We start from the raw sequence: 21,945 nt of genomic DNA, 5'->3' as shown, positions 1-21,945 counted from the left end.
AATGGCTCCGCAATTACGGAGCCATTTCTTGTTTATAGTTGTGATAGCTTAATTGATTATAAGCTTTTGCTGCGTCTTATTACCCGATACATTTATTTCAAGAAGGTAAATACCTGCCTGTAAAGCCGATGTATCTATACTGTTTAAATTAGCAGTAAGCGTTTGCTGCGCAAGGCGTTTTCCACCAAGATCATATATTGTTGCCTGTGAAGTTGTAGCGGTATTCTTCATATCAACAAACACTTCATTATGTGCAGGGTTAGGATATACAGTTACACCGGATGCACTAACCTTAGCTATACCTGCGGTTGCATCGGTAATTTTGTAAATAGTCCCGTTACTGCCACCGCCTATGTAAAGTTCGCCGTTAACATCTTTCCCAATTGTGGTAAAATTACCTGCAAAACTTTCAGACCATGTTATAGTTCCGGGTGCCTCAGTATTTATCCAGCCAATTTTATTAGTGCAATAATCTGCAAAAAAGTATTTACCCTGCATGTTAGGGTATTCTGTGCCACTATAAACATATCCTCCTGTAATAGAACAACCCCCCGATTCAGCATGGGTATATTGAACAAAAGGAAAGGTAAGTGTATTATCATCCGGGCATCCGTCTGAACTATCATATGCAGAGTTACCCTCATAACAAGTCCAGCCGTAATTAATGCCTGCCTCTGTTGCACTTACTTTATCAATTTCTTCATTCTGGCCTTCCCCTACGTCGGCTATCCATAAATTATCTGAAGTATCAAATGAAAATTTCCAGGGATTACGTAGCCCATATGCCCAAATTTCATCTGCACCCTCTGTATTAGCAAATGGATTTGTAGCAGGAATGCTGTAAGGAGTACCATTATCAACATCTATGCGTAATATTTTACCAAGCGTAGTAGTAACGTTTTGTCCATTACCGCTCACACCACTATCGCCACTCGAAATGTATAAATAACCATCAGGCCCAAAACGTAGGCATCCGCCCTGGTGACGCCCATTTATCTGAGTTATACCCAATATTAACAACGCACTGTCAGGATCGGCAATATTTGGATTAGCTGCATCACGGGTATAACGGGCCACAACTGTATTACCCTCGTTATTAATATAATCTATATAAAAATATCCATTAGTAGCATAATCCGGATGAAAGGCAAGGCCAAGCAGGCCTTGTTCGCCCACAAACTGCATAAGTGAGGAGATATTAAGAAATGGCATTGCATTAGCAGATCCGTCGGCCTCCAGTAGTGTAATAACACCATTTTGTCCGGCAACATAAATCTGGTTGGTTCCGGCATTTACAATCTCGACAGGACTGCTAATATTTGTTGCAAAAGTTTCAAGTTCTATGGTTTGTGCAAAAGCGGCACACCCCAATAAAAGGATGGGTAACAGTAATCTTTTTTTCAAAGTAAAAGGTTTAATTAGTGGTTATTTAAAGTTTGCAAATATACTATTATAATCCTTGTCATATAGGAGATATAAGCAGCCCAAAATGTTAAAACCGTAAATTACCCATGTAAAAACAGCAAGCTCCTCATATAGTTGATTTATTAATATAAAAAATGGCGCCACAATTATATGGCGCCATTTTTATACTTTGCTATATTGTAATTAATTAATAATAAGTTTTTGTTGGATTTTATTACCCGATGCATTTATTTCAAGAAGATAAATACCTGCCTGGAAAACAGACGTATCTATACTATTTACATTTGGAGCAATTGTTTGTTGTATAAGGCGTTTACCCCCCAGGTCAAAAACAGTTAACTGTGCAGTTACAGCCTGATTTTTCAGGTCTATAAACACTTCGTTGTGGGCAGGATTTGGATATACTGAAATTCCTGATTTAGCAAACTGCTCCATACCAGCAGTACTATCGGTAATTTTATAAATAACACCATTGGTACCACCTGCAATGTAAAGTTCGCCATTTACATCTTCGGCAAATGTTGTAAAATTGCCTTCAAAATCTTCAGTCCAGGTAATATCGCCGGGAGTAGTACTATTAACCCAACCAATTTTATTACTGCAATAATCGGCAAAAAAGTATTTTCCCTGCAGGTTAGGGTATGCCGTACCTGTATATACATAGCCGCCTGTTATAGAGCAGCCACCTTCGGCATGGGTATATTCTGCCACCGGAAAAGTTAATGTGTTACTGTCTGCACATCCTGCATTGTTATAAACCTCATTACCCTCATAACACCTCCAACCAAAATTTAAACCGGCATTTGCAGGGTTTACTTTGTTTATTTCTTCTATAACACCCTGCCCCACATCTGCTATCCACATAGAGCCATCGCTCCTGCCAAAGGAAAATTTCCATGCATTACGCAATCCGTAAGCCCAAACCTCATCAGCACCATCTTCGCTTTGAAATGGGTTAGTACCCGGTATACCATATTCGACATCTACATCTACATCAATACGCAGCATCTTGCCTAAAAGCACATCAATATTTTGGGCATTACCATTAACATCGCCACTACCGCCACCATCTCCAGATGATATGTACAGGTAACCGTCAGGCCCAAACCTCATACAGCCTCCATTATGGTTTGTATTACCCGGATGCGGTATTGTAAGAATTGGTAATGCTGTAGTTGTATCTGCCGCGTCAGGATTTGCAGTGCTGCGGGTGTACCTTACCACCGTATTATCTCCCGTGCTATTTGTATAGTACACATAGAAATAACCGTTAGTTACATACTGCGGGTGAAAGGCCAGCCCAAGCAAACCTCTCTCGCCGTTGTAATTAACTACATCGGTAATATCTAAAAACGGAATTTCGCCAATTGCGCCATCTGCTTCAAGCATGCGCACTGTGCCTTCCTGCTGCACTACATAAAGGCGGCTGGTGCCGGCATGTACAATCTCTGTAATGCCGTTAAAGCCAGATGCAAATTGTACCGGTGCTATAGTTTGTGCAAAAGCCGCACAACCAAATAAAAGAAATGGTAATAGGAATTTTCGTTTCATAGCAAATTGGTTTATAAGTTGTTAGGTAAATTTATACAACAATTGTACTACTGTAAGAAATATTAGCATTTTATTAAGTTTTAATTAGACCCATACACAAAATAAGAGTGCTGCCTAAAAAGCGCTTAGAAGCATTTTGTCATCCTGACGAAGCAAGGATCTCTTAAGTTATGCGAGATTCTTCGACTCCGTTACACTTAGCTCATAATAATACTTTTTAGACAGCCATATTAACAACATACCCCCAACCCCTCTCAAGAGGGGAGCCAGCTGCATTACAAATATTAACCTCTACAAATTATCTATATTACGGTCTTTAGGGTATTTAACTTTATAACTTATGCGCACTTTCTTAGCCTCGCCGGGAGCCAGTTTAAGTTCCCACGTAAGCACTCCTGTTTCGGCATTAGCTTTAGCTTTATCACTTTGCAACAGTTCCACTTCAATTTCTTTATCTGTACTTACAGGGTACTGGTCCTTAAGAGTAAGCTGCACCGCCTCTTTTTTATTATTGCGAATGGTGGTTTCATAAGTAAACGTTTGTTCCTTATAAGACGACAGGAATTTTGTGCCCGATTTCTCTACCACTTTTTCCCTCTTGATGGATATCTTTTTGTCGCGACCCATACTAAGATTAAGCGTGTCCGACGTTTGGTTGGGGTCAATAAAGGTTTTGCCTATATACATGCCTTCAAAAATAATATTGGCTTCGCCTTTAAGCAGGTTGTATTTAGAATAGTCACTTATTTCAGCCAGAAGAAATGCTTCTTTGTCTGCTTTTGGTACAGCATAATGCCTGTAGGTGGCGGGAAGCTTAATATCTTTAAGGCTCACGCTGTGCTGTTTACCGTTAGATAAAACATCGTACGGAATATCAATATCAAACGAAACCGAAAGCTGGTTCTCGTTGATGGTGGTATAGTTGCTAACAGTAGACACTTCAGATTTAGCAACTGCATTACTGCTGTAGCCGGAACTGCTTAAGCCTCGTATGCGAATAGTATTTGCCGCACCGGGAGAATATGCTAAAGCCGGATTAATTCCAAACCTTAAGAACCACGCACTAAGTATTGGTGCCTGGTTGTTCTGGTTAGGGTTACCACTACTTAGGGTTAGTTTTACTTTTTTCCAGTCGATGCCGGTTTGCTGTACTACCTGTGCTTTGTAAAGCATGTTTATAGGGCCCGATGTATTCTCTGCCCTGAGGTCGTAAAATGGCGACCATGACGCGCTTGGCGACAAGTAGGTAATATCTAACGGAACACTTCCCGCCTGCTCGTTCATTACCTGGAGCACCAGTTTGCCACCCGATGTTTTCTCAGCCTGTTTGGTATTGGTTTCCAGTCGGCTGTTTAGGCGCGACATTATTTCATTAAGCTTTTGTTCCCTATCAATGAAAGCATTATAGGCGGTCATGGTTTCGGTATACTTTGCTTTAGAATAATCGGCAAGCTTGATAAGTTCCGCTACGCTAAGTCCCGTATTTTGCCCTGCAACTACAGTATTTTTATCTAATAGTTCAAGTGTTTTTAACTCCGAGTTTTTAAGCACCCCGGTTTTTTGAATTTCCTTTTGTAACAGTTTAATACTGTCCCTCACTTTTTTAATAAGTGGCGAAGTTTCATCGGGTTCAAATTCTGATATATAATCACGTGTAAATTGTACCGATAATACCGTAAGCGATGCCGGCGCACCTATTTGAACTGTATTCTCGTTAAGATAATCAGCAACGTTTTTTACCACAATTTCAGATGTGCCTGCAGGAAGCGTTACCGTGGCTGCCTGTGTAATTTCGGCAGCATTAAAATATACTGTGGCAGCTTTTACCTTAGCAGTGGTAAAGACCGGTTTTTGCGCGTTTACAATGCCGCTTAGCAGCAATAGCAACAGGAATGCTCTCTTCATATAAATCAGATTTTATCTTTTTATATAAAGAGCATATTATTACTGCAAAGGTTGGGATGGGAATTAAATTATTTTTTAAACTTAAACTTTGAACATTAAATGGCCTTCCCTAATTAAAGGAAGGCCATAAAAGTTTTATTATTTTCTTTTGTCTTGAAACAAAAGAAACAAAAATTCAAGGCTACATCTTTTTTAGCTACAAATTATTTCGCTTCGGCTAAAACATTTGAACTCGCTACGCTCAAACACCAAATGTTTTTAACGCCTTACCTTATAATTTGCTTAACGCAAAAAGATGAGGCCGCCTTAAGCTTCACTCAAATATGACATGTAAACTTGCAGACTCTTAAATTATTCCACCACTATTTTTTTAGAGCTTTTGTTAACGCCCTGTATAACATTTACAATATACACCCCGGACTGTGCACTTAGTTGTACCGGCTGCGACACTAACCCTGCCGATGGCGCATTGTCCTGATTATAGATCATCCTGCCGCGCATATCGTAAACGCTTATAGCTGTAGGGGCATTGCTAACAGCATTGTACTGTACATTAAAACTGCCGTTGTTTGGGTTAGGATAAATCATAAAGTTTATCGCTTTATTTTGGGCAACGCCTGCAATATAAGTTTCAAGGCCGCACAGGTTAAGGCTCCAGGCAGTAAGTTCGCCGCCATCGCCACCTTCTTCGTCATCTATCTGTAAAGTCCACGTGCCATTTACCTGCTCCTGCAATAACCGGCTTAAAGTTTCGGCAGGCGCAAGTAAACCCCTTACAGAGGCATCGCCACCCTGGCAGGTAAGCGGCGCACCATCATCGCTAAAAGTAACGGCTGCGTTATCGCCATCGCCACACTGCCTGCTAAAAAGGAGTGTACGCGTACCCGCAGGGCTAATAAGTGTTGCCACGATATCGCCTATCCAGCTATGTGTAATATTAAGGCTTACCTGTATGTCCTGTAAAGTAAAATTGCCATCTACTTCTATAGTTGTAGATGCAGTAGAAGGATCCCCCCATGATATGGGCAATGGAACATTGGCAGAAGTATAAGTATTGCAAAATGCCGTGCCTGTGGTAAAATCATGGCTGTTGCCAAAAGTACCCTCGCAACCCGCATTAGCCCCTACTACCCTCCAGTAATAATGAGTCGTTTCGGCAAGCGTGGCAGTGTAATTACTTACCGGTGTTACAACATCTATTACAATGGTATTAAAAGCAGCATCTGTAGCAACCTGTAAATGGTATGAAGATGCAATAACATCGTTAGACCAGTCAAAACTCACTTCGGCAGGAAGTGTGTTCGCGCCGTTTTCGGGGGTAAGCAATTGCAACTGGGCAAAATCGGTACTTAGCAGGTTAAGGTGTAGCGTAGCCCTTTTTACCTCTGTACCGGATGTCATTGTAACCGTCATAGCATACAACCCCGGAGGCGAAGTATTGGTAGTACTAATTGTTACCTCAACCTGCCCATCGGCATTTAGCGATGTTGGCGAAAATGTAACGGTTGCGTTTAAAGGGTAATCTGCCAGGGTAAATAATGTAGTGCCTGTAAAACCGTTTATAACCTCATAATCTAACATGTATGTTACAGTAGCACCTTTACAGGCCTCTATTGTTTGCGCACCATTTACAGTTGCAACAAATGTGCTGCCTGCAGGCGTAATGGTAAAATTTGTATTTGATATATCATAAAAGATATTGTTGTGCCCACGTACCATAATACGCCCCTGTCCCGGCAGGTTAGGGACTATGATACTCTCGCTCCCGTCGTTAGGCACTCCGGCAGCAACTACTACGGGATAGGTAAAGCCACCATCGGTAGAAAGAAGAATGTCTACATAAGGGGTGTTAACGCCATTCTCTGTAGTTCCGGCTACATTCCACGTTACATTGTGGTTAGTACCCGCCTGCCATGTAACAGCAGCATTGGGCGATGTTACCACAAAAGGGCCTGCCGCCTGAATAACATCTATATGCATATAATCGGTAGCCGATTCGCCACCATTGATGTTGTTATCGCGTACGGTAAAAGCAAAATCCAACGATCGGCCTACGGTAGGTATAACTTCCCAAGTGGGAAAAAGGTTGTTCTCTAATACATCCTCAATACGTGGCATAAAGCGGTTGGGAGAATCGCTTATGGGCAGCGAACGAAAGTTAGGCCCGCCTGTAGCAGTAGGCAAAGGTGGCTGCTCGCTTATCTCTTTGTTCATTTGTTCCCAGTCGTAGGTTAATGCATCATTGTTAGCATCGGTAGCTGTACCTTCCAGTATAAAAGCAGTGCCCATGGGTATTACATAATTTGCACCGGCATTTGCCACAGGCGGTATATTACCTGTAGGTACAAGTGGCACACAGTTACTCTCGTTATTTATACGGTAACGCATTTGCTCTATGCTAATGGCATGAAATTGGGCATCGCTAAAATATTGTATATTAGGATCGCACACACCTGCATAAGCCATAATGGTGGTGCCACTCCCTGGTTCGTAAGCAAGATCATCTGCACGGTTACCGCCGCACAAAATATTAAAGGTATGGCCTGCACCAAACTGGTGCCCCATTTCGTGAGCTACATAATTAATATCGAAACCATCGCCCACGGGAGAGCCCAGCCCCGTCATGGCACCCGCCTTAAAATCTGAACAGGGGGCCCCGGCAGCAAGCCCGCCGCCTGCAGTACCAAAACTGTGTCCCATATCAAAATTTTCTGCACCAATGGCGGCATATATAACTGCATTGCCTTCATTTAGTAAAGCACCGGCATCTTCGTTATTAAGTTCGTCTTCGTCTATAAAAACAACAAGGTCGTTATTAGGCACAAGCTGTAACGAAACCGAAAGATCGCGCTCGAACATACTGCTTACACGGGTTAGTGTAACGGTAATGGCCGCCAGTACAGCTTCCATTTTTTGTTCGTAGGTTCCGTTTTGCAAACCTGCCTGCTCTATCTGGAAAGCAGAATATTCTACTGTTGTGGCAATGGCAACACGGTACGTTCTATAATTACCATTATCCTGTGGCAATGCCTGCGGAATAATTGCGGGTGCTAACCTGCGTGCAGCGTTATCTTCATCATGCGTATGGCAGGCAAAGGTTTTACTGGTCTGCAAATCGGCAAGTTTGTATACTATATAATTTTGGGCATCTTTAGTGTATGGGTCTATATACCAGGTGCCGTGGCTTGTGGTTAATGCCATAGCATGCAGGCCAAAAAGCGTGGTGCTAAACCTGAGTATACTTGCTGGCTGCTCTATGCACTGCCCCACGTAAGATTCTATACCAGGGTATTTAACTGAAAGGCCTTTGTGCATTACCGGGGCTTTGTATACACGAAAATGCAGCACATTCCCTTCGGCATCGGGCATTGGTATTATTACAGCCGATGTTTGACCACTACCGCGCAAAGGCACACCTGCTAACTGGCTTTTTAATGCATCAAGGTTAAGGTGATACAGCAAAAAAGATGTAGGGTTGCTGTCTCGTAAATTTTTAGGCAAGGCGGCAACATCTGTTTTACTGATAGATTGCCAAAGCTGTTGCTGCGAATATGCAGTACAGCACAATAAGATTGCAATAAGAGAAAGTAAAGTTTTTTTCATGCAGGGTAGTTGTAGTTGTATTATATTTAGGACGGCACAATTACGCACATATTTTCAACACCCGCAATACTTTAACTATTGTTGAATGTTTTAAACGGAAATATAATTAAATTATTGAAAACCTGACAACTTAACTACTACAGGCAACAGTTTCAACAATTATTTGAGGCTAACCATTCATTACACTAACGTTAAATAAACAGCCTTTCCTGTCTTTTGGCACGTTATTTTCATATATCTAAATTAAATATTGCATACTTAACTGTTTTTATACTAATTCGTTTACTTTTGCGTTGATATTAATACTTCAGCATACAAAGGTTTCCATTACTTATAAGGCATTCGCCCAAATAAAAACCTTAGCCACCTAACCAACGTAAATAATAAGATTGGACAGTGAAAAAAAGTTGCAGCTATCCTCTTTTATTATGAAATGTAAATTTAACACTACCTCTAAGTGCCAGTTTTTGGCCACTACCCGCCTGCGCGTAGACCAGTATTTTAAAGAAAGTGGCCAGTCGCGCAATGCCAATGGCAGCATGTGGATTAAAACTGCTGTGTTCCTTACCGGATTTGCATTGCTTTACGGGCTTATAATAAGTAACTTTTTTAATGCCTGGGCAATGCTGGGCTTAGCCATGGGGCTTGGCGTTTTTAGTGCCTTTGTGGGCTTTAACGTGTGTCATGATGCTATACATGGCTCTTTCTCGGCCGATAAAAAAATTAATAAAGGTTTTGGGCTTATATTCAATTTACTGGGCGCAAGCCCTTATGTATGGAGTATTACCCACAATGTAGTACACCATACCTACACCAATATTCCCGGCCATGACGAAGATATAGACGTTGCACCCGGCCTTATTCGTATTAGCGGCGACGAACCCGTAAATAAGGCACAGCGCTACCAGCATCTTTACGCTTTTCCCCTGTACGGACTGGCATCATTATCATGGGCATTGCGTAAAGATTATAAGAAATTCTTTCAGGCAAAAGTGGGCCAACAGGTAAATAATCATCCAAAGGCCGAATATTTTAATCTGTTTTTTTACAAAGCTGTGTATTACTTTTTGTTTATAGCATTACCACTATTGGTATTAAATATTACATGGTGGCAGTTTATAATTGGTTTCCTTGCATTACAATTTGCTCAGGGTTTTACCATGGGATTAGTGTTCCAGTTAGCACACGTTGTAGAGGGCACTGATTTCCCTATGCCCAATGACGATGGCAATATAGAAGAGGCATGGGCCGAACACCAGATGCGCACTACTGCAAATTTTGCTACCCATAACCGTTTGGCCGCCTTCTTTTTAGGCGGGCTAAACCGCCAGATAGAACACCACCTGTTCCCTAAAATATGCCATATACATTACGGTGCCATTGGTAAGATCGTAAAGCAAACAGCTCTGGAATTCAACATACCCTACAATGAGAACCCTACATTTACATCGGCCTTAAGGTCGCATTACCGGATGCTGAAAAAATTTGGCAAGGATGCTTACCTTCCCGCTCCGGTAGTTGTTAAGGTGGCATCATAGCGCAACAAAAGCCTGATTTTACATTCTTAAGCATATTTTAATGGTGCTATACAGTATATTAGGACTTAAAATTATATTTTTGACTGATATTTAATAAACAGGCCGCCTGAATGAAGATTCCGAAAAGTATAAACAGAATACGAAGAAAAGCTACACAAGGCTTAACAAAAAACATAGGTAATTCGGCACAAAAGCAATACAGCCCACTACCTGCCGGTGCTACCATAAAACGTATACTGATTAGCCGCCCTAACGGAAGGCTGGGCAACCTCCTGCTCATTACACCTTTATTACAGGAAGTTACTGCAACGTTTCCTGACTGTACTATAGATGTTTTTGTAAAAGGCGGCCTTGCACCCATACTTTTTAAAAACTACGAGAATGTAAATTTTGTAATACAGTTGCCCGGAAAGCCTTTTAAAGACCTGTTTAAATACATAGGCAAATGGGTATCTATAAAAAAACACCGTTACGACATTGCCATTAATGTGGTAAAACATTCGTCATCCGGACGCTTATCGGTTCAATTTGCCAATGCTAAATATAAATTTTTTGGGGATGATGCTACCGATGCCGTTATAAGCCATCCTGATTATGGGCACATGGCAAAGTATGCCGTATACAACTTCAGGCATTATATAAGCCAGTTAGGTTTTCCTGAAACTGACAGGCCGGTACCTTTATTAGACCTTAAACTAAGCACAGATGAGCTTGCCAACGGTAAACGCGTATTGCAAAACATTGTAAAGAACGATAAAGAAACCATTTGTGTTTTTACGTATGCTACGGGCGCCAAATGTTTTCCGCCGGAATGGTGGGAACCTGTTTACCAAAGGATGCTTGCCGAATATCCCGGGTACAACATTATAGAATTGCTGCCTAAAGAAAATGTGTCGCAAATAGGGTTTAAAGCACCTACTTTTTATAGCATGGACATCAGGGAAATGGGGGCAGTTTTAGCACACACTAAAGTGTTCTTGGGTGCCGATAGCGGTGTTATGCATTTAGCAAGCGCATCGCAAACACCTACAGTGGGATTATTTTCGGGCAATAACCAAAAGGTATATGAGCCCTATAATTCCGGCAGTATTGCCATTAATACAAACGAGAATGGTATTGACGATATAATAAATACAATTAATGCCATACTGAAAACAAGTTAGTTACAGTCTCATAAAAATTCATAGGGATTTCGCCCGCAGCATCACATTTAAAAAATTAAAATTATACTTTACAAATATATTTTTATTCACTATATTTGCACCCTGAAAATAATGGCTTCGTAGTTCAACGGATAGAATGGGAGTTTCCTAAACTTTTGATCCAAGTTCGATTCTTGGCGAGGCTACAAGACCGGAAAGGAGTGAGAAATCATCTTTTTTCCGGTTTTTTTTATTCCATAACTCACTGTTAAACAGAAACATAAGCCTTGCCGCTTCGTTCACTCTAAAAGTTCGATATTCAGTTCCGTCAAAACAAATCTTTTCAGGAAAAATCGAACTAATGATCTCTCTTTTCTTCCTAATATCACCCTCTTTATAGATTAAATCGAGCCTAGATAGCACATTTACAGCGACATTGAGTAAGTTCGATATAGTTCGAGAATTGTTTTGTCTTCCAGATGCCTCAGAAAGCTCAGCTTCTAATCGGTTGATCTTATTTTCGCATTCTGTTTTAATCTCTTTATATTCCCTTCCCTCTATAGTTTCAGATAATAACAACTCCCTTGCTTTAGACAATCGTGCGTTTAGCTTATCAATTTGCTCGGCTATATCCTTTGTCCCATTCTCCTGCTGTCTGGTGCGCCTCTTATACAGATCGTTTAGAATAACCTTGTACAAATCTTCAATGGCAGGGTGAGGTATATATTTTTGCAGTTCTTCCTCAAAAATCACATTAAGCTTATCAGCCCTGTATCTAAATTTACATGGAGAAACACAATGGTAGTAGTAATAAAGGCTATACATGCCTTTAGATGCACTCCCTGTAAGCATACGGTCGCAATGAGGGCAAACCAGAAAGCCTCTTAGTGGAAAGTTCTCTTTTACTTCAATAGTCGTTCTTATTCTCTCTTTGCGCTTTTTACCATCTAATAAATCCTGTACTTTATAAAATAGTGGTTCCGAAATAAGCGGCTCATGCAGACCCGGTACGAAGTGAGCATCTTCGTCTTTATATTTTGGGATAAAGATTTTACCACAGTAAACCGGATTGCGGACAAGCATCCAAAAATTGGCGCGGCTACAAACAAGGCCTTTCCGATTTACTTCTTGGCGAACTTGGTCGGCAGCAAGAATCCCTTTGCCAAGCTCCTTAAATGCCCAAATTATAAGCGAAGCTTGCGGTTCTTTAATTCCTATGTATTTTTTTCCATCGTCGCTTCTTAAATTTTTATAGCCTAACGGTGCAATGCCAAGGCAACGCCCTTCTTTTTTAGCTCTTCGCATTCCGTGGAACGTATTTAATGCCCTGCGGTCATTTTCCACTTCAGGAGCAGCAAGATAAAAAGCAAGCATCATTTTGTTTTCAGGTACTGATAAGTCTAATGGCTGCTCTATTGCCTGTGGTTCTACGCCGTATGACCTTAATTTATTAATCATTTGGTAAGCGTCTCCCGCATTACGGCTGAACCTATCCCATTTGGTAAATAAAACCAAATCAATTTTACTCATGTATTTTTTTAGGTTAGTCTCCAGTTTTTTCCACTCTGGCCTGATAAAAGTTTTAGCAGAATGATCTTCGTAAATTACATTACGAACCTGAATGGAATTAATCTCACAGTACCTTCTTAATACTTCTTCCTGATTACGTTGTGAATACCCTTTATCGGCTTGCTCATCTGTGCTTACGCGCACGTATAAATCTGTTTTTCTCATAATTTAATTTTTTAATCTGTGTTTGTAATAACCTCAATACTCACGTGGGAGTTTTAAATATTTTGTAACAGCGATATCAGCGATCAGGTAAAGAAAACTGAGTACTGCTACTGCCTGCTCCTTTGTTACATTTAGTCCTTTTCTCCTGAGAATCTGCATAGCAATTTCAGGAGTAATTTTGTCTCTTTCATTTTCCATTGCTCACCTCCGTTCCCATTAAATGAAAAAAGACCGTGTAACGGCCTGTTTTTCTGATATGTAATTAACTCACTCTTCCATAAAATATATCTTGCTTGCTTGTGTTTTCTTAAATGATGGCTTATAGATAATATACCCGTAGTCACTTAGCTCCTTGATACATCTAAAATAGGTAACATGTGATTTTATTTTTGAAGTTTTCATTATATCCCGGCTAAATGCAGATAGAGGATTTATACTACCCTCTATATACCAGTGATATATAAGTGAAACAAAAAGCGCAATATGGGTTATCCCTATGCGGCCATCTTTTTGCTGAGCCTTAAAAAAAGCGCAAAGTACATTCATCTCTTTCATCTTCCTCTTCATTAATAATTGTACTACAAAGAAAATGCGTGATAAATCACGCAGCAAGCGCAATAAAAATTGCGCCCTAAGTTGTGCCCCAGCAGTTTGTCTAAACAACCCAAAGTTATTTTTATAAATTTACGAAGTCTTTTTTAATTTATCCTACGCAAAATTTGTCTAGGATAGGGCGGCAAGCAAGATGTTATAGAACGTGGTTAGCAACTTATTTTATTCTGATTTTTCTTTTAGCTTTATATGAAGTTTATAGCATTCATCCAGTATCTGTGTTTCTTCAAGAGGTATCAATTGCACAGCAATTGCAAGTACATTCGAAATATTCATGCTTGATGCCGACATAGAGGTTTGGGTCAGGTGTTCTTCCCCATCGAGCGCACTCATACAGACTCTCATAATATCCATGACTGTTAACATGAGGTCATTATAGCCCGCAAAGCTCAATTCAGCAGCAAAGCTATCTTTTCTATAACGGTGAGTAAACAAATTGAATTGCTGAGCTTTTTCAAGTTTATCAGCGAAGTCATTGACTTCTTTAATTTTATCTGTTTCCATAATTTATAATATTTGGTGTGATTACATCTTTCTTTTAAATTTAAGCATCCTGTTTTGAAATTAGGTAATCATTTAATTCAGTAAGTGTCTGTCCGGTATCGCCGGGCAGCAATTTTTTTACTAACTCAAGTACACTTACAAGTTTTTGGGTTGGATGTCTTATCTGACCACTGTTTTCAGTTCCTGAATTATAAAGTGTGTGTAGTGATATTTCAATCAGGTCTTCAATAACTACAAACAAATCAAAATAATTATCAAATTTCAGTTCGCAGGTATAATTACCATCGTCAGTCATCATATACGTGGGAAGTACTGGCTTATATGAAATTTGTTCCTTCTGCTTTTCCTCTTCCTTAAAGTTTTCTATATCGGTATGAGAAACTTTATCAGACTCATCCGCTTCCTCACTTTCCATTTGAATTTTTGCCTTTTCATAGCAGTTCGCCACAGCCTCCTTGAATAGCTTTTCCACTTCTTGCCTTAGCCATTGGGTTTTAAACAGTAGTTTTTCTAAGTCTTTACGGGTAACATCAAAGCGATCCTTATTCGATATGCTTGATACGCAGAAAAGATTAATTTCTGTAAACGGGTTTCCTCTTCATCAACCGCATTAAATAGCGTAGCTAGGGAGGGAGCAAAACGAGAAAGCTCAGACTGGTGTTCAGCCATATCTTTAGAGAAAATTTCTTTACCTAAGATAAATGATTCGGCAAACTTAAATAGTTGCTCTATCATTTGATGGAGCACATATGCCCCATCGAGGAACTTTTCATATTTAAGGCATTTCGGAAAATTGGCATACCTCCCGTCAACTTTTGCCATAGCGCGTTTAAAATGTTTTTTTGCCCTGGGCAATAGTAAACCTGCAATTTCTCCATCAGGATCCACCTTATGTGTGGCTGATGGATTTGAATAGATCATAATGCCTAAAGTACAATGCCGCAGGAAATATAAGTTTCCCTTACGCACTGCATCTGCCGCATAATCGCACGAAAATATCCTGTATGCAATCCAATTATAGTTTGAAAAGATACGGTTTAGCGGCAGGAGTAATTCATTATCAATACGGGTATATGTCGTATCAATCAAGAAGGTGAAGATTATTTCTGGGTTTCCGTTATCCACAGAGATATAAGCCTCTCCGACATTAACAATATCAATAACCTGATTTGTGATCTGTTCCAAAAGGTGCGCATGTGAATGGCCTTCCGGAATTAAGGTGTAATGCCTCATAATTTAAAGATTTGAAGTGGTACATAATTGAAAAATTGTATTTTTGTATAGTACACAGCAAGTAAAGGAGTTATGGTAGCGTACCGAACCACAGGCACTTGTATCATACCAAATACAACTTGTATTTTACCGACTAAAATTATTCTTACAGAATTTTCAATATCTTTGAGTTATGAGCACAGCAACTAAAAACCATATAGGAAGAAAAATAAGCCGCATCCGTGAACTTCGCGACATGAAACAAGAAGCATTAGCTGCCGCCCTTGGCATCAGCCAACAGGCAGTTTCTACCATCGAAAACAGTGAGACTATTGAGGAAGGTAAACTTGTAGAAGTTGCAAAAGCATTAGGAGTTAGCGTGGAAGCAATAAAGAATTTTTCTGAGGAAGCCGTTTTAAATATTATTGGTAACACTTATCATGTTGATAATTCTTCGGCTGTAAATTATGGATGCACTTTCAATCCCATGGATAAATTAATTGAAGCTTACGAAGAAAATAAAAAGCTTTATGAAAGGCTTCTTCAAGCAGAGAAGGAAAAGATTATCTATTTAGAGAAATTAATTAATAATAGATAAAAAATATTTTAATATACCTATATTAATTTATGCTCACAGATGTAATGTTAAAGAATAGTGTAGGTTTGATGAGATTATATCTTTCAAATCTTTTTGAATATATTACAGAAAGTGATTTTCAACAATTTATTCAAAAAGCATACTCTTTCACTGTACAAAATGAAGGAGTATCTCTGGGTAGAAATTTCGTGTCAACTTTTTTTGAATTATTGAGAGAGCATAGGGAAAATAATGAATCAATAATTAGAAATGAGTTTAGTTATTTCAATTTTCTACTAGGAGGATTTTTACAATACGGCAATCATAAAGAATTTCGTTGTTTATTAATAGCGACATTACTTAATTTTAAATCAAATAATTTTCATCACGTTTTAGGTGAAATTGCCGCTTGTCGAGATTTATGTGAAAGTTTCATATTTCATAAATACGAAAATATCTTACCTAACTGCAAAAGTTTAGACTTTAGATTTTCAGATTTGGCAGGTAATATTTTCTTTGTTGACGTGGTTACAATTGAGTACGATATTTCAAAATATGAGAAAGAAAATTTTGAAAAATTTATTAAAGGAAGACTTGCTCAAAAATTTAACAGTAAAACGGTAAATCTTGAAGAGAAGGACAAAAAAAATATATTTATTTATCCTATTCTTTTCGGATTTAGCACTGATATTATTATTGAGCATTCAGAATTTTTAAAGTCACTACAATACCTTCGATATCCGGAATATAATTTTCAATGTTTTTCTCCTAAAGCATTTGGTAACATTCAAGGAACTTTTTTTAATATGTTTTCTATAGATGAAATTGTAAACCCAGTGAGGTACTTTAGAAATTAAATATTTTAGCAATCATATATTAAATGCAGTAAATTTATATTATAATATTAACATATATGATGGCAAGTTTATATATTTGCATTAGTGTTCTTATGGGACTAACGGATTGCACGACTGTTCACTGGTAAATTCCTTTGGACTAGGTGTAATTGTTCTTCTAAAAACAGTTATTAATTAAGAGCTTATTTTTAATTGTGTATTCCGTGAATTTGTCTTGCCTTGGCAGGGCATTTTTGTTTTATTGTTACCATATGGAGAAATTTTTACTTAAAGACATAGAAAAACAAGCGAGGGAACTCTGTGAGAAATATAACACATATCACAATTTTCTTCATTTGTCGATTGAACGGAAAAACAAAATTTATTTAACTCCTTTCACGAAAGATGTTAGAATTCCTAAAGAGTGGAATGAGGATAATAAATATAATCCATTCTACGTCTATAAAAGAAGGGCACAAATAGCAAAATCTGTTAGTCGCAAGATACTTAATGGAACATACCTTCCCAATGCGCCTATATTAAGGGAAATACCAAAACCGAACGGCGGAAAAAGAACAATAAGTATTTATCAAATTCAAGATTCCGCGGTATCAGACCGTTTTTATCATAACTTACTAAGCAAAAATAAACATCGTTTTAGTTCTTTAACGTATGCTTATAGGAATGACAGAAATATTCATTATGCCATTCAAGACATCGCAAATGAATTGAGACAAGTTCCTCGAATATTTGTTGCAGAGTTTGATTTTTCAGACTTTTTCGGATCGATTGATCACGACTATCTATTTAGCCAATTGAATCAAAACGCTTTTTTGTGGAGCGACCGAGATATGGAAATTATAAAAGCATTTTTAAAGGACCGCAAAAAAGGAATTCCGCTTGGTACGTCAATTTCACTATTCCTTGCAAATGTGGTTTGCTGGAAACTTGACAGAATGTTAGAAGACCAAGGTGTAAGATTCGCAAGATACGCTGACGATACAATAATTTGGTCTAAAGATTATTCTAAAATAACAAAAGCATTTGAAATCATAAATAATTTTTCACAAGAAGCAGGAATTGATATTAATTATAAAAAATCTGACGGAATTTCTTTATTACAAAGTAAATATATAAAGTCTGAATTTTTAAATACGAAAGAATATGTAGAATTTTTAGGTTACAAAATATCTACAGAGAAAATCAGTATAAAAGACCAATCCATAAAGAAGATCAAAAAACAAATTACCTATTTGTTATACAAAAACCTCTTACAACCTTTAAAAGTTCCAGTCGTGCATAATTACAACTTTCCTGTAAATGACATCGATAAAAATTTTTTAAGCGCCATTTCTGAGGTAAGGCGCTATCTTTATGGTAATTTAACTGAGTCCTCGTTAAGACGTTATCTAAATGGAACATATAAAATGCTTCGATTTAAAGGCATTATGAGTTTTTATCCACTAATAAATGACATAGAGCAACTTCAATATTTAGATAGATGGGTAATCTGTACTATTATGAACATATTAAAACGGCGTGAGAGAGAATTAAACCACTTAAATCCTTCTTGGCCTAACAATCAATTCCCTTTTAATTTAGACAAAGATGATCTTCTGAAAAAGTGTAAAACTACAGTAATTAACGGACAAAAAGGGCTTTTAGAAATACCAAGCTTTCTTCGTATTCATAATGCAATTCAGAAGGGTTTAAAAGATAACGGAATCGAGAAAGTAATGAATCCACACTCCGGGTATTATGAATAAACTGTGTCCCATTTTATTTTAATATAACAAAACCTTCCGGCGCACCGTCAGGATTTGTTTTTGCCATTGTTTCAAGAGCATGCACTATAAGGCATGCACTTGTAGCTCTAGGCCATTCCTGATTGAATCCAAAATGACTTAAAGACAACTTTTACTACTTATAGTTTTTTACTCCAAACGGATAAAAAGGCAGCTAAGTTAGCGTGCGTCGCAGCTGCGCGCGCATAATGGTTCTGCTCGTCCCTCACAGCCCCACCCTTCGGGACTTATAGCGCTCCACTTTGCTTACCGCCCGCTTTCAACTGGCTTTCTTTTTTTCCGTTTTTTGTTTTGAAAAACTTTTGTTTTTTATGATAGCAGACGGCTTTAAAAGAAAAGTGATGAATTCGTAACACGTACATTTTAAACTTTTAAATCTTAGAAATCATGGGGCACAATCTTAATTTCAACGAAAGCACAGGCCGTTATTCTTTTTTCAGTGTAAAAGAAAAAGCCTGGCATAATTTAGGGCAGGTAGTAACCGATTACCCAACAAGCGCAGAAGCCATAAAATTTGCAGGGCTGGATTATGACGTAGTTAAGTCCCCACTGTACACCACAGGCGGTGATTTCATACAGGCTGGTAAGAATTTAGAAACTGCCAATCCACAAATCAGTGTGCCGAATTACTTTGCCAACGTCCGCAGCGATAACAATGCAGTATTGGGTGTAGTAGGTAAGGATTACCATATTATACAAAACCGTGATGCGTTCGCTTTTTTCGATGCTATTGTAGGCGGTGAAGAGGGTATTTTATACGAGACTGCCGGAGCATTGGGTAACGGTGAGCGTATCGTTATTACGGCAAAATTGCCGGGCTATATCCGTGTAGGCAATGGTGATGATGTGACTGAAAAATATCTATTCCTTACTACCTCGCACGATGGCAGCGGAAGCATAACCGCAGCCTTTACACCCGTTAAGATTGTCTGCCAAAATACTTTGAACGCATCCTTAAAAAGCATGACCAATGTAGTCAGGATCAAACATACTTCGGGAGCAAAACAACGCCTTGAGGATGCCCATAAAGTTATGGGACTGGCCAACACATTAAGCAGCCAATTGGAGAATATTTTTAATAATTGGGCTACCATTAGGGTAAAAGATAGCGAAGTAAAAAAGCTTATACAGTTAGCACTTTGCCCTAACAAAGAAACCTACGACCTATTAAAAAAAGGTGCGGAAGATGAACTTTCAACCGCTTTTAAAAATATCGTTGAAGATGCCTTTGCCTACGCTATGGTAAACGACACCCAACAGATGGAAACCACTAAAGGAACTTTATTTGGAGCTTACAACGCCGTGACTGGTTACTACCAAAATGTGCGCAACTTTAAAGATAGTGAAGCCAAATTGCAATCCATAGTCATGGGTGGAACGGCACAAGCCAAAGCCCAAAAAGCATTTGAATTGTGCAGCGACTATGCTAAAAATGACAACGGTATTTTTCTTTTAAACTGATACAGGCTTCTATTACATTACAACTCGACAGGCTTTCACGCCTGTCTTTTTTTATGATCCTAACCAAAATTTGTCTAAGATTGGAAATCTGCTTCTATCCTTCTTAACTTAGTATAAAGCATAAAAAGTCTGCCGGAGTTTGCCTCTTTGAAGCAAACAGCAAGATGAACGGTTGTTAAACACAACCGACATCTTGCCGCCCATACTCCGAAGTCGTGGGCGGGGACACTGGAATGTTTTAAAGCTGTTGAATGAATGAAAATGATATAATGATGAAAGCAGAAAATTCAAACAGGACACGCATTATCGGGCTGCGCCTGACACCCGGCGAGTATGCAACAATAGAAAAGAAATGGAAATCCAGCGACTGTCATAAGCTGAGTGATTATGTACGCCACGTACTATTCAATAAGCCAGTTACTACAACTTACCGTGACCAGTCCACTGATGATTTAATGGCGCAGGTAATGGTGACACACCGCGAAGTGAATGCCATTGGAAACAACTTTAACCAGGTGGTAAAGAAGCTGCATACACTTCAGCAGCTTACCGAATTCAAGCAATGGTATGCTGAATACCAAATTCACCGGAGGATACTTTCTACCCAGATAGAGACTGTGAAAAACATGATGCAAAAACTAATCGAATCGTGGTTGCGATAATTAAAACCGGACAATCCATTCACCGCACTTTCAATTACAATGAGAATAAAGTAAAGGAAGGTAAAGCGGAATGTATTGGCGCGGGAAACTTTGGAATGGATGCCGATAAGCTGACTGATACTATAAAGCTCAACCGCTTTACAAAGCAGCTACATCTGAATGAAAACGTAAAGGTTAATACGGTGCATATATCCCTAAATTTTGATGTGTCGGAAAGTAACATGCCAAAAGAAAAGCTGTTAGAAATTGCAGATACCTACATGGATAAGATAGGCTTTGGCAACCAGCCGTATTTAGTGTATCAGCATCATGATGCAGGGCATCCGCACCTGCATGTGGCGACTATAAATATTCAGTCCGATGGTAAGCGGATTGACTTGCACCATTTAGGCATCCGCAAGTCGGAACCGGCTCGAAAGGAAATTGAAGAATTATTTGGCTTGGTGAAAGCCCAAGATCAAAAGAAGAAAGAGTATAATCTTGAACCGATATCTCAACGGGTGCAATATGGAAAACTGGAAAGCAAAAAGGCCATCCAGAACGTATTGAATTTTGTAGTGAAGAATTATAAATATACAAGCCTGCCGGAGCTTAATGCTGTATTGAAGCAATATAACGTTTGGGCAGATAAGGGTACTGAGAATTCAAGGGTAGCGCAGCACAACGGCTTGCTCTACCACATACTTGATGCAGATGGGAAGCCGATAGGAGTTCCTATAAAGGCCAGTAGTTTTTACAATAAGCCAACCTTGGAAAACCTTGAAAAAAAATATAGCACTAACGAAATTATGCGCTCGCCGAATAAATCAAGAGTCAAAACTGCCATTGATATGGCTTTTATGAAAGACAACATTATTGTGCTACCCCAATTGATTAACGCTTTAGAGAAAGAAGGAATCGACACAGTCCTGCGCCAGAATAACGATGGCATACTGTATGGTATTACCTATGTTGACCACAAGACTAAATGTGTCTTTAACGGCAGTGCTTTGGGTAAAGAATTTAGTGCAAAAGGAATTCAGGAAAGATGTGCCATGAATATTACCGGCGAAAGAAAGGAGAATCAAATAGTGAAATCTCACACAGCGGAATCATTAATAGATATAATGGAGGAGTATAAAGGCGTGCTTTCTATTGCTGATATAGGTAAAATATTGGATGCATTAACTAAAGTTGAGTATACTTCTGATTATGTGCCGAGAAAATTTAAATCTCAAAAGAAGAGAAAAAGAAATAGGAATAATTTATAGAGAAGAAATAGGTTAGCAGAAGCTCAATAATGGCTTTAAAATTCATCAACTAGCAAATATAACTTTTCAACTTTCCTGAATTTTAAAGGATCAATGTGTGTTCCATCGGGATCAATTAAAATGGCAGG

At 38.9% G+C, this 21,945-nt stretch carries 17 protein-coding genes and 1 tRNA gene; 9 read left to right on the top strand and 9 right to left on the bottom strand.

Features of this window, described 5'->3' with window-relative positions:
- Positions 1 to 48 precede the first annotated feature (48 nt).
- From F565_RS0109670 to F565_RS0109645, 4 genes are all read right to left on the bottom strand, one after another.
- Positions 49 to 1,404 carry a PQQ-dependent sugar dehydrogenase gene (locus F565_RS0109670; protein WP_020213021.1) on the bottom strand — a complete coding sequence of 452 codons (1,356 nt, stop codon included), beginning with the start codon at positions 1,402 to 1,404 and terminating at the stop codon, positions 49 to 51.
- Between the two features lie 204 nt (positions 1,405 to 1,608).
- Complete coding sequence (locus F565_RS0109665; RefSeq protein ID WP_020213020.1) at positions 1,609 to 2,976, bottom strand: PQQ-dependent sugar dehydrogenase; 1,368 nt, start codon at positions 2,974 to 2,976, stop codon at positions 1,609 to 1,611.
- 291 nt (positions 2,977 to 3,267) lie between these two features.
- Complete coding sequence (locus F565_RS0109660) at positions 3,268 to 4,881, bottom strand: DUF4139 domain-containing protein (protein WP_020213019.1); 1,614 nt, start codon at positions 4,879 to 4,881, stop codon at positions 3,268 to 3,270.
- Positions 4,882 to 5,232: 351 nt separating this feature from the next.
- Positions 5,233 to 8,484, bottom strand: coding sequence for a zinc-dependent metalloprotease (locus tag F565_RS0109645; protein WP_020213016.1), 3,252 nt, complete (start codon positions 8,482 to 8,484; stop codon positions 5,233 to 5,235).
- A gap of 428 nt (positions 8,485 to 8,912) precedes the next feature.
- Here F565_RS0109645 and F565_RS0109640 point away from each other — a divergent pair, with 428 nt between their 5' ends.
- From F565_RS0109640 to F565_RS0109630, 3 genes are all read left to right on the top strand, one after another.
- On the top strand, positions 8,913 to 10,022 hold the full coding sequence (locus F565_RS0109640) for a fatty acid desaturase family protein (RefSeq protein WP_020213015.1): 1,110 nt from the start codon (positions 8,913 to 8,915) through the stop codon (positions 10,020 to 10,022).
- Between the two features lie 110 nt (positions 10,023 to 10,132).
- Positions 10,133 to 11,185 carry a glycosyltransferase family 9 protein gene (locus tag F565_RS0109635; protein ID WP_020213014.1) on the top strand — a complete coding sequence of 351 codons (1,053 nt, stop codon included), beginning with the start codon at positions 10,133 to 10,135 and terminating at the stop codon, positions 11,183 to 11,185.
- A gap of 113 nt (positions 11,186 to 11,298) precedes the next feature.
- Positions 11,299 to 11,370: transfer RNA gene (locus F565_RS0109630), tRNA-Arg, on the top strand.
- Here F565_RS0109630 and F565_RS22665 read toward each other — a convergent pair.
- The 5 genes from F565_RS22665 to F565_RS0109600 all read right to left on the bottom strand — a co-directional run bounded on the left by F565_RS22665 (position 11,333) and on the right by F565_RS0109600 (position 15,247).
- Complete coding sequence (locus F565_RS22665) at positions 11,333 to 12,898, bottom strand: recombinase family protein (protein ID WP_081621332.1); 1,566 nt, start codon at positions 12,896 to 12,898, stop codon at positions 11,333 to 11,335. The genes F565_RS0109630 and F565_RS22665 overlap by 38 nt on opposite strands.
- Positions 12,899 to 13,165: 267 nt before the next feature.
- Positions 13,166 to 13,561 (bottom strand): hypothetical protein, encoded by a 396-nt coding sequence (locus F565_RS0109615; RefSeq protein WP_231559609.1) that lies wholly within the window; start codon positions 13,559 to 13,561, stop codon positions 13,166 to 13,168.
- 111 nt (positions 13,562 to 13,672) lie between these two features.
- Positions 13,673 to 14,014 (bottom strand): hypothetical protein, encoded by a 342-nt coding sequence (locus F565_RS0109610; RefSeq protein WP_020213011.1) that lies wholly within the window; start codon positions 14,012 to 14,014, stop codon positions 13,673 to 13,675.
- A gap of 40 nt (positions 14,015 to 14,054) precedes the next feature.
- Complete coding sequence (locus tag F565_RS0109605; protein ID WP_020213010.1) at positions 14,055 to 14,486, bottom strand: hypothetical protein; 432 nt, start codon at positions 14,484 to 14,486, stop codon at positions 14,055 to 14,057.
- Positions 14,487 to 14,524: 38 nt separating this feature from the next.
- Positions 14,525 to 15,247: a hypothetical protein gene (locus tag F565_RS0109600; RefSeq protein ID WP_020213009.1), complete on the bottom strand. Its 723-nt coding sequence runs from the start codon at positions 15,245 to 15,247 to the stop codon at positions 14,525 to 14,527.
- A gap of 172 nt (positions 15,248 to 15,419) precedes the next feature.
- On the opposite strand from F565_RS0109600, the gene F565_RS0109595 reads away from it, so the two are divergent.
- From F565_RS0109595 to F565_RS0109570, 6 genes are all read left to right on the top strand, one after another.
- A complete protein-coding gene (locus F565_RS0109595) occupies positions 15,420 to 15,824 on the top strand; it encodes a helix-turn-helix domain-containing protein (protein WP_020213008.1) in 405 nt (134 codons plus the stop codon).
- 29 nt (positions 15,825 to 15,853) lie between these two features.
- On the top strand, positions 15,854 to 16,660 hold the full coding sequence (locus F565_RS0109590; protein ID WP_020213007.1) for a hypothetical protein: 807 nt from the start codon (positions 15,854 to 15,856) through the stop codon (positions 16,658 to 16,660).
- Positions 16,661 to 16,911: 251 nt separating this feature from the next.
- Complete coding sequence (locus F565_RS0109585; protein ID WP_020213006.1) at positions 16,912 to 18,405, top strand: RNA-dependent DNA polymerase; 1,494 nt, start codon at positions 16,912 to 16,914, stop codon at positions 18,403 to 18,405.
- A 426-nt stretch (positions 18,406 to 18,831) separates the two neighbouring features.
- Complete coding sequence (locus tag F565_RS0109580; protein WP_020213005.1) at positions 18,832 to 19,905, top strand: DUF932 domain-containing protein; 1,074 nt, start codon at positions 18,832 to 18,834, stop codon at positions 19,903 to 19,905.
- A gap of 251 nt (positions 19,906 to 20,156) precedes the next feature.
- Positions 20,157 to 20,567: a plasmid mobilization protein gene (locus F565_RS0109575; RefSeq protein WP_020213004.1), complete on the top strand. Its 411-nt coding sequence runs from the start codon at positions 20,157 to 20,159 to the stop codon at positions 20,565 to 20,567.
- Complete coding sequence (locus tag F565_RS0109570) at positions 20,555 to 21,817, top strand: relaxase/mobilization nuclease domain-containing protein (RefSeq protein ID WP_020213003.1); 1,263 nt, start codon at positions 20,555 to 20,557, stop codon at positions 21,815 to 21,817. The genes F565_RS0109575 and F565_RS0109570 overlap by 13 nt, the downstream gene beginning before the upstream one ends.
- The last annotated feature ends 128 nt before the right edge of the window (positions 21,818 to 21,945 follow it).

This window comes from Flavobacterium rivuli WB 3.3-2 = DSM 21788, from assembly GCF_000378485.1.
Taxonomy (GTDB): Bacteria; Bacteroidota; Bacteroidia; order Flavobacteriales; family Flavobacteriaceae; genus Flavobacterium; species Flavobacterium rivuli.
This window is presented reverse-complemented; position numbering and strand designations above follow the sequence as displayed.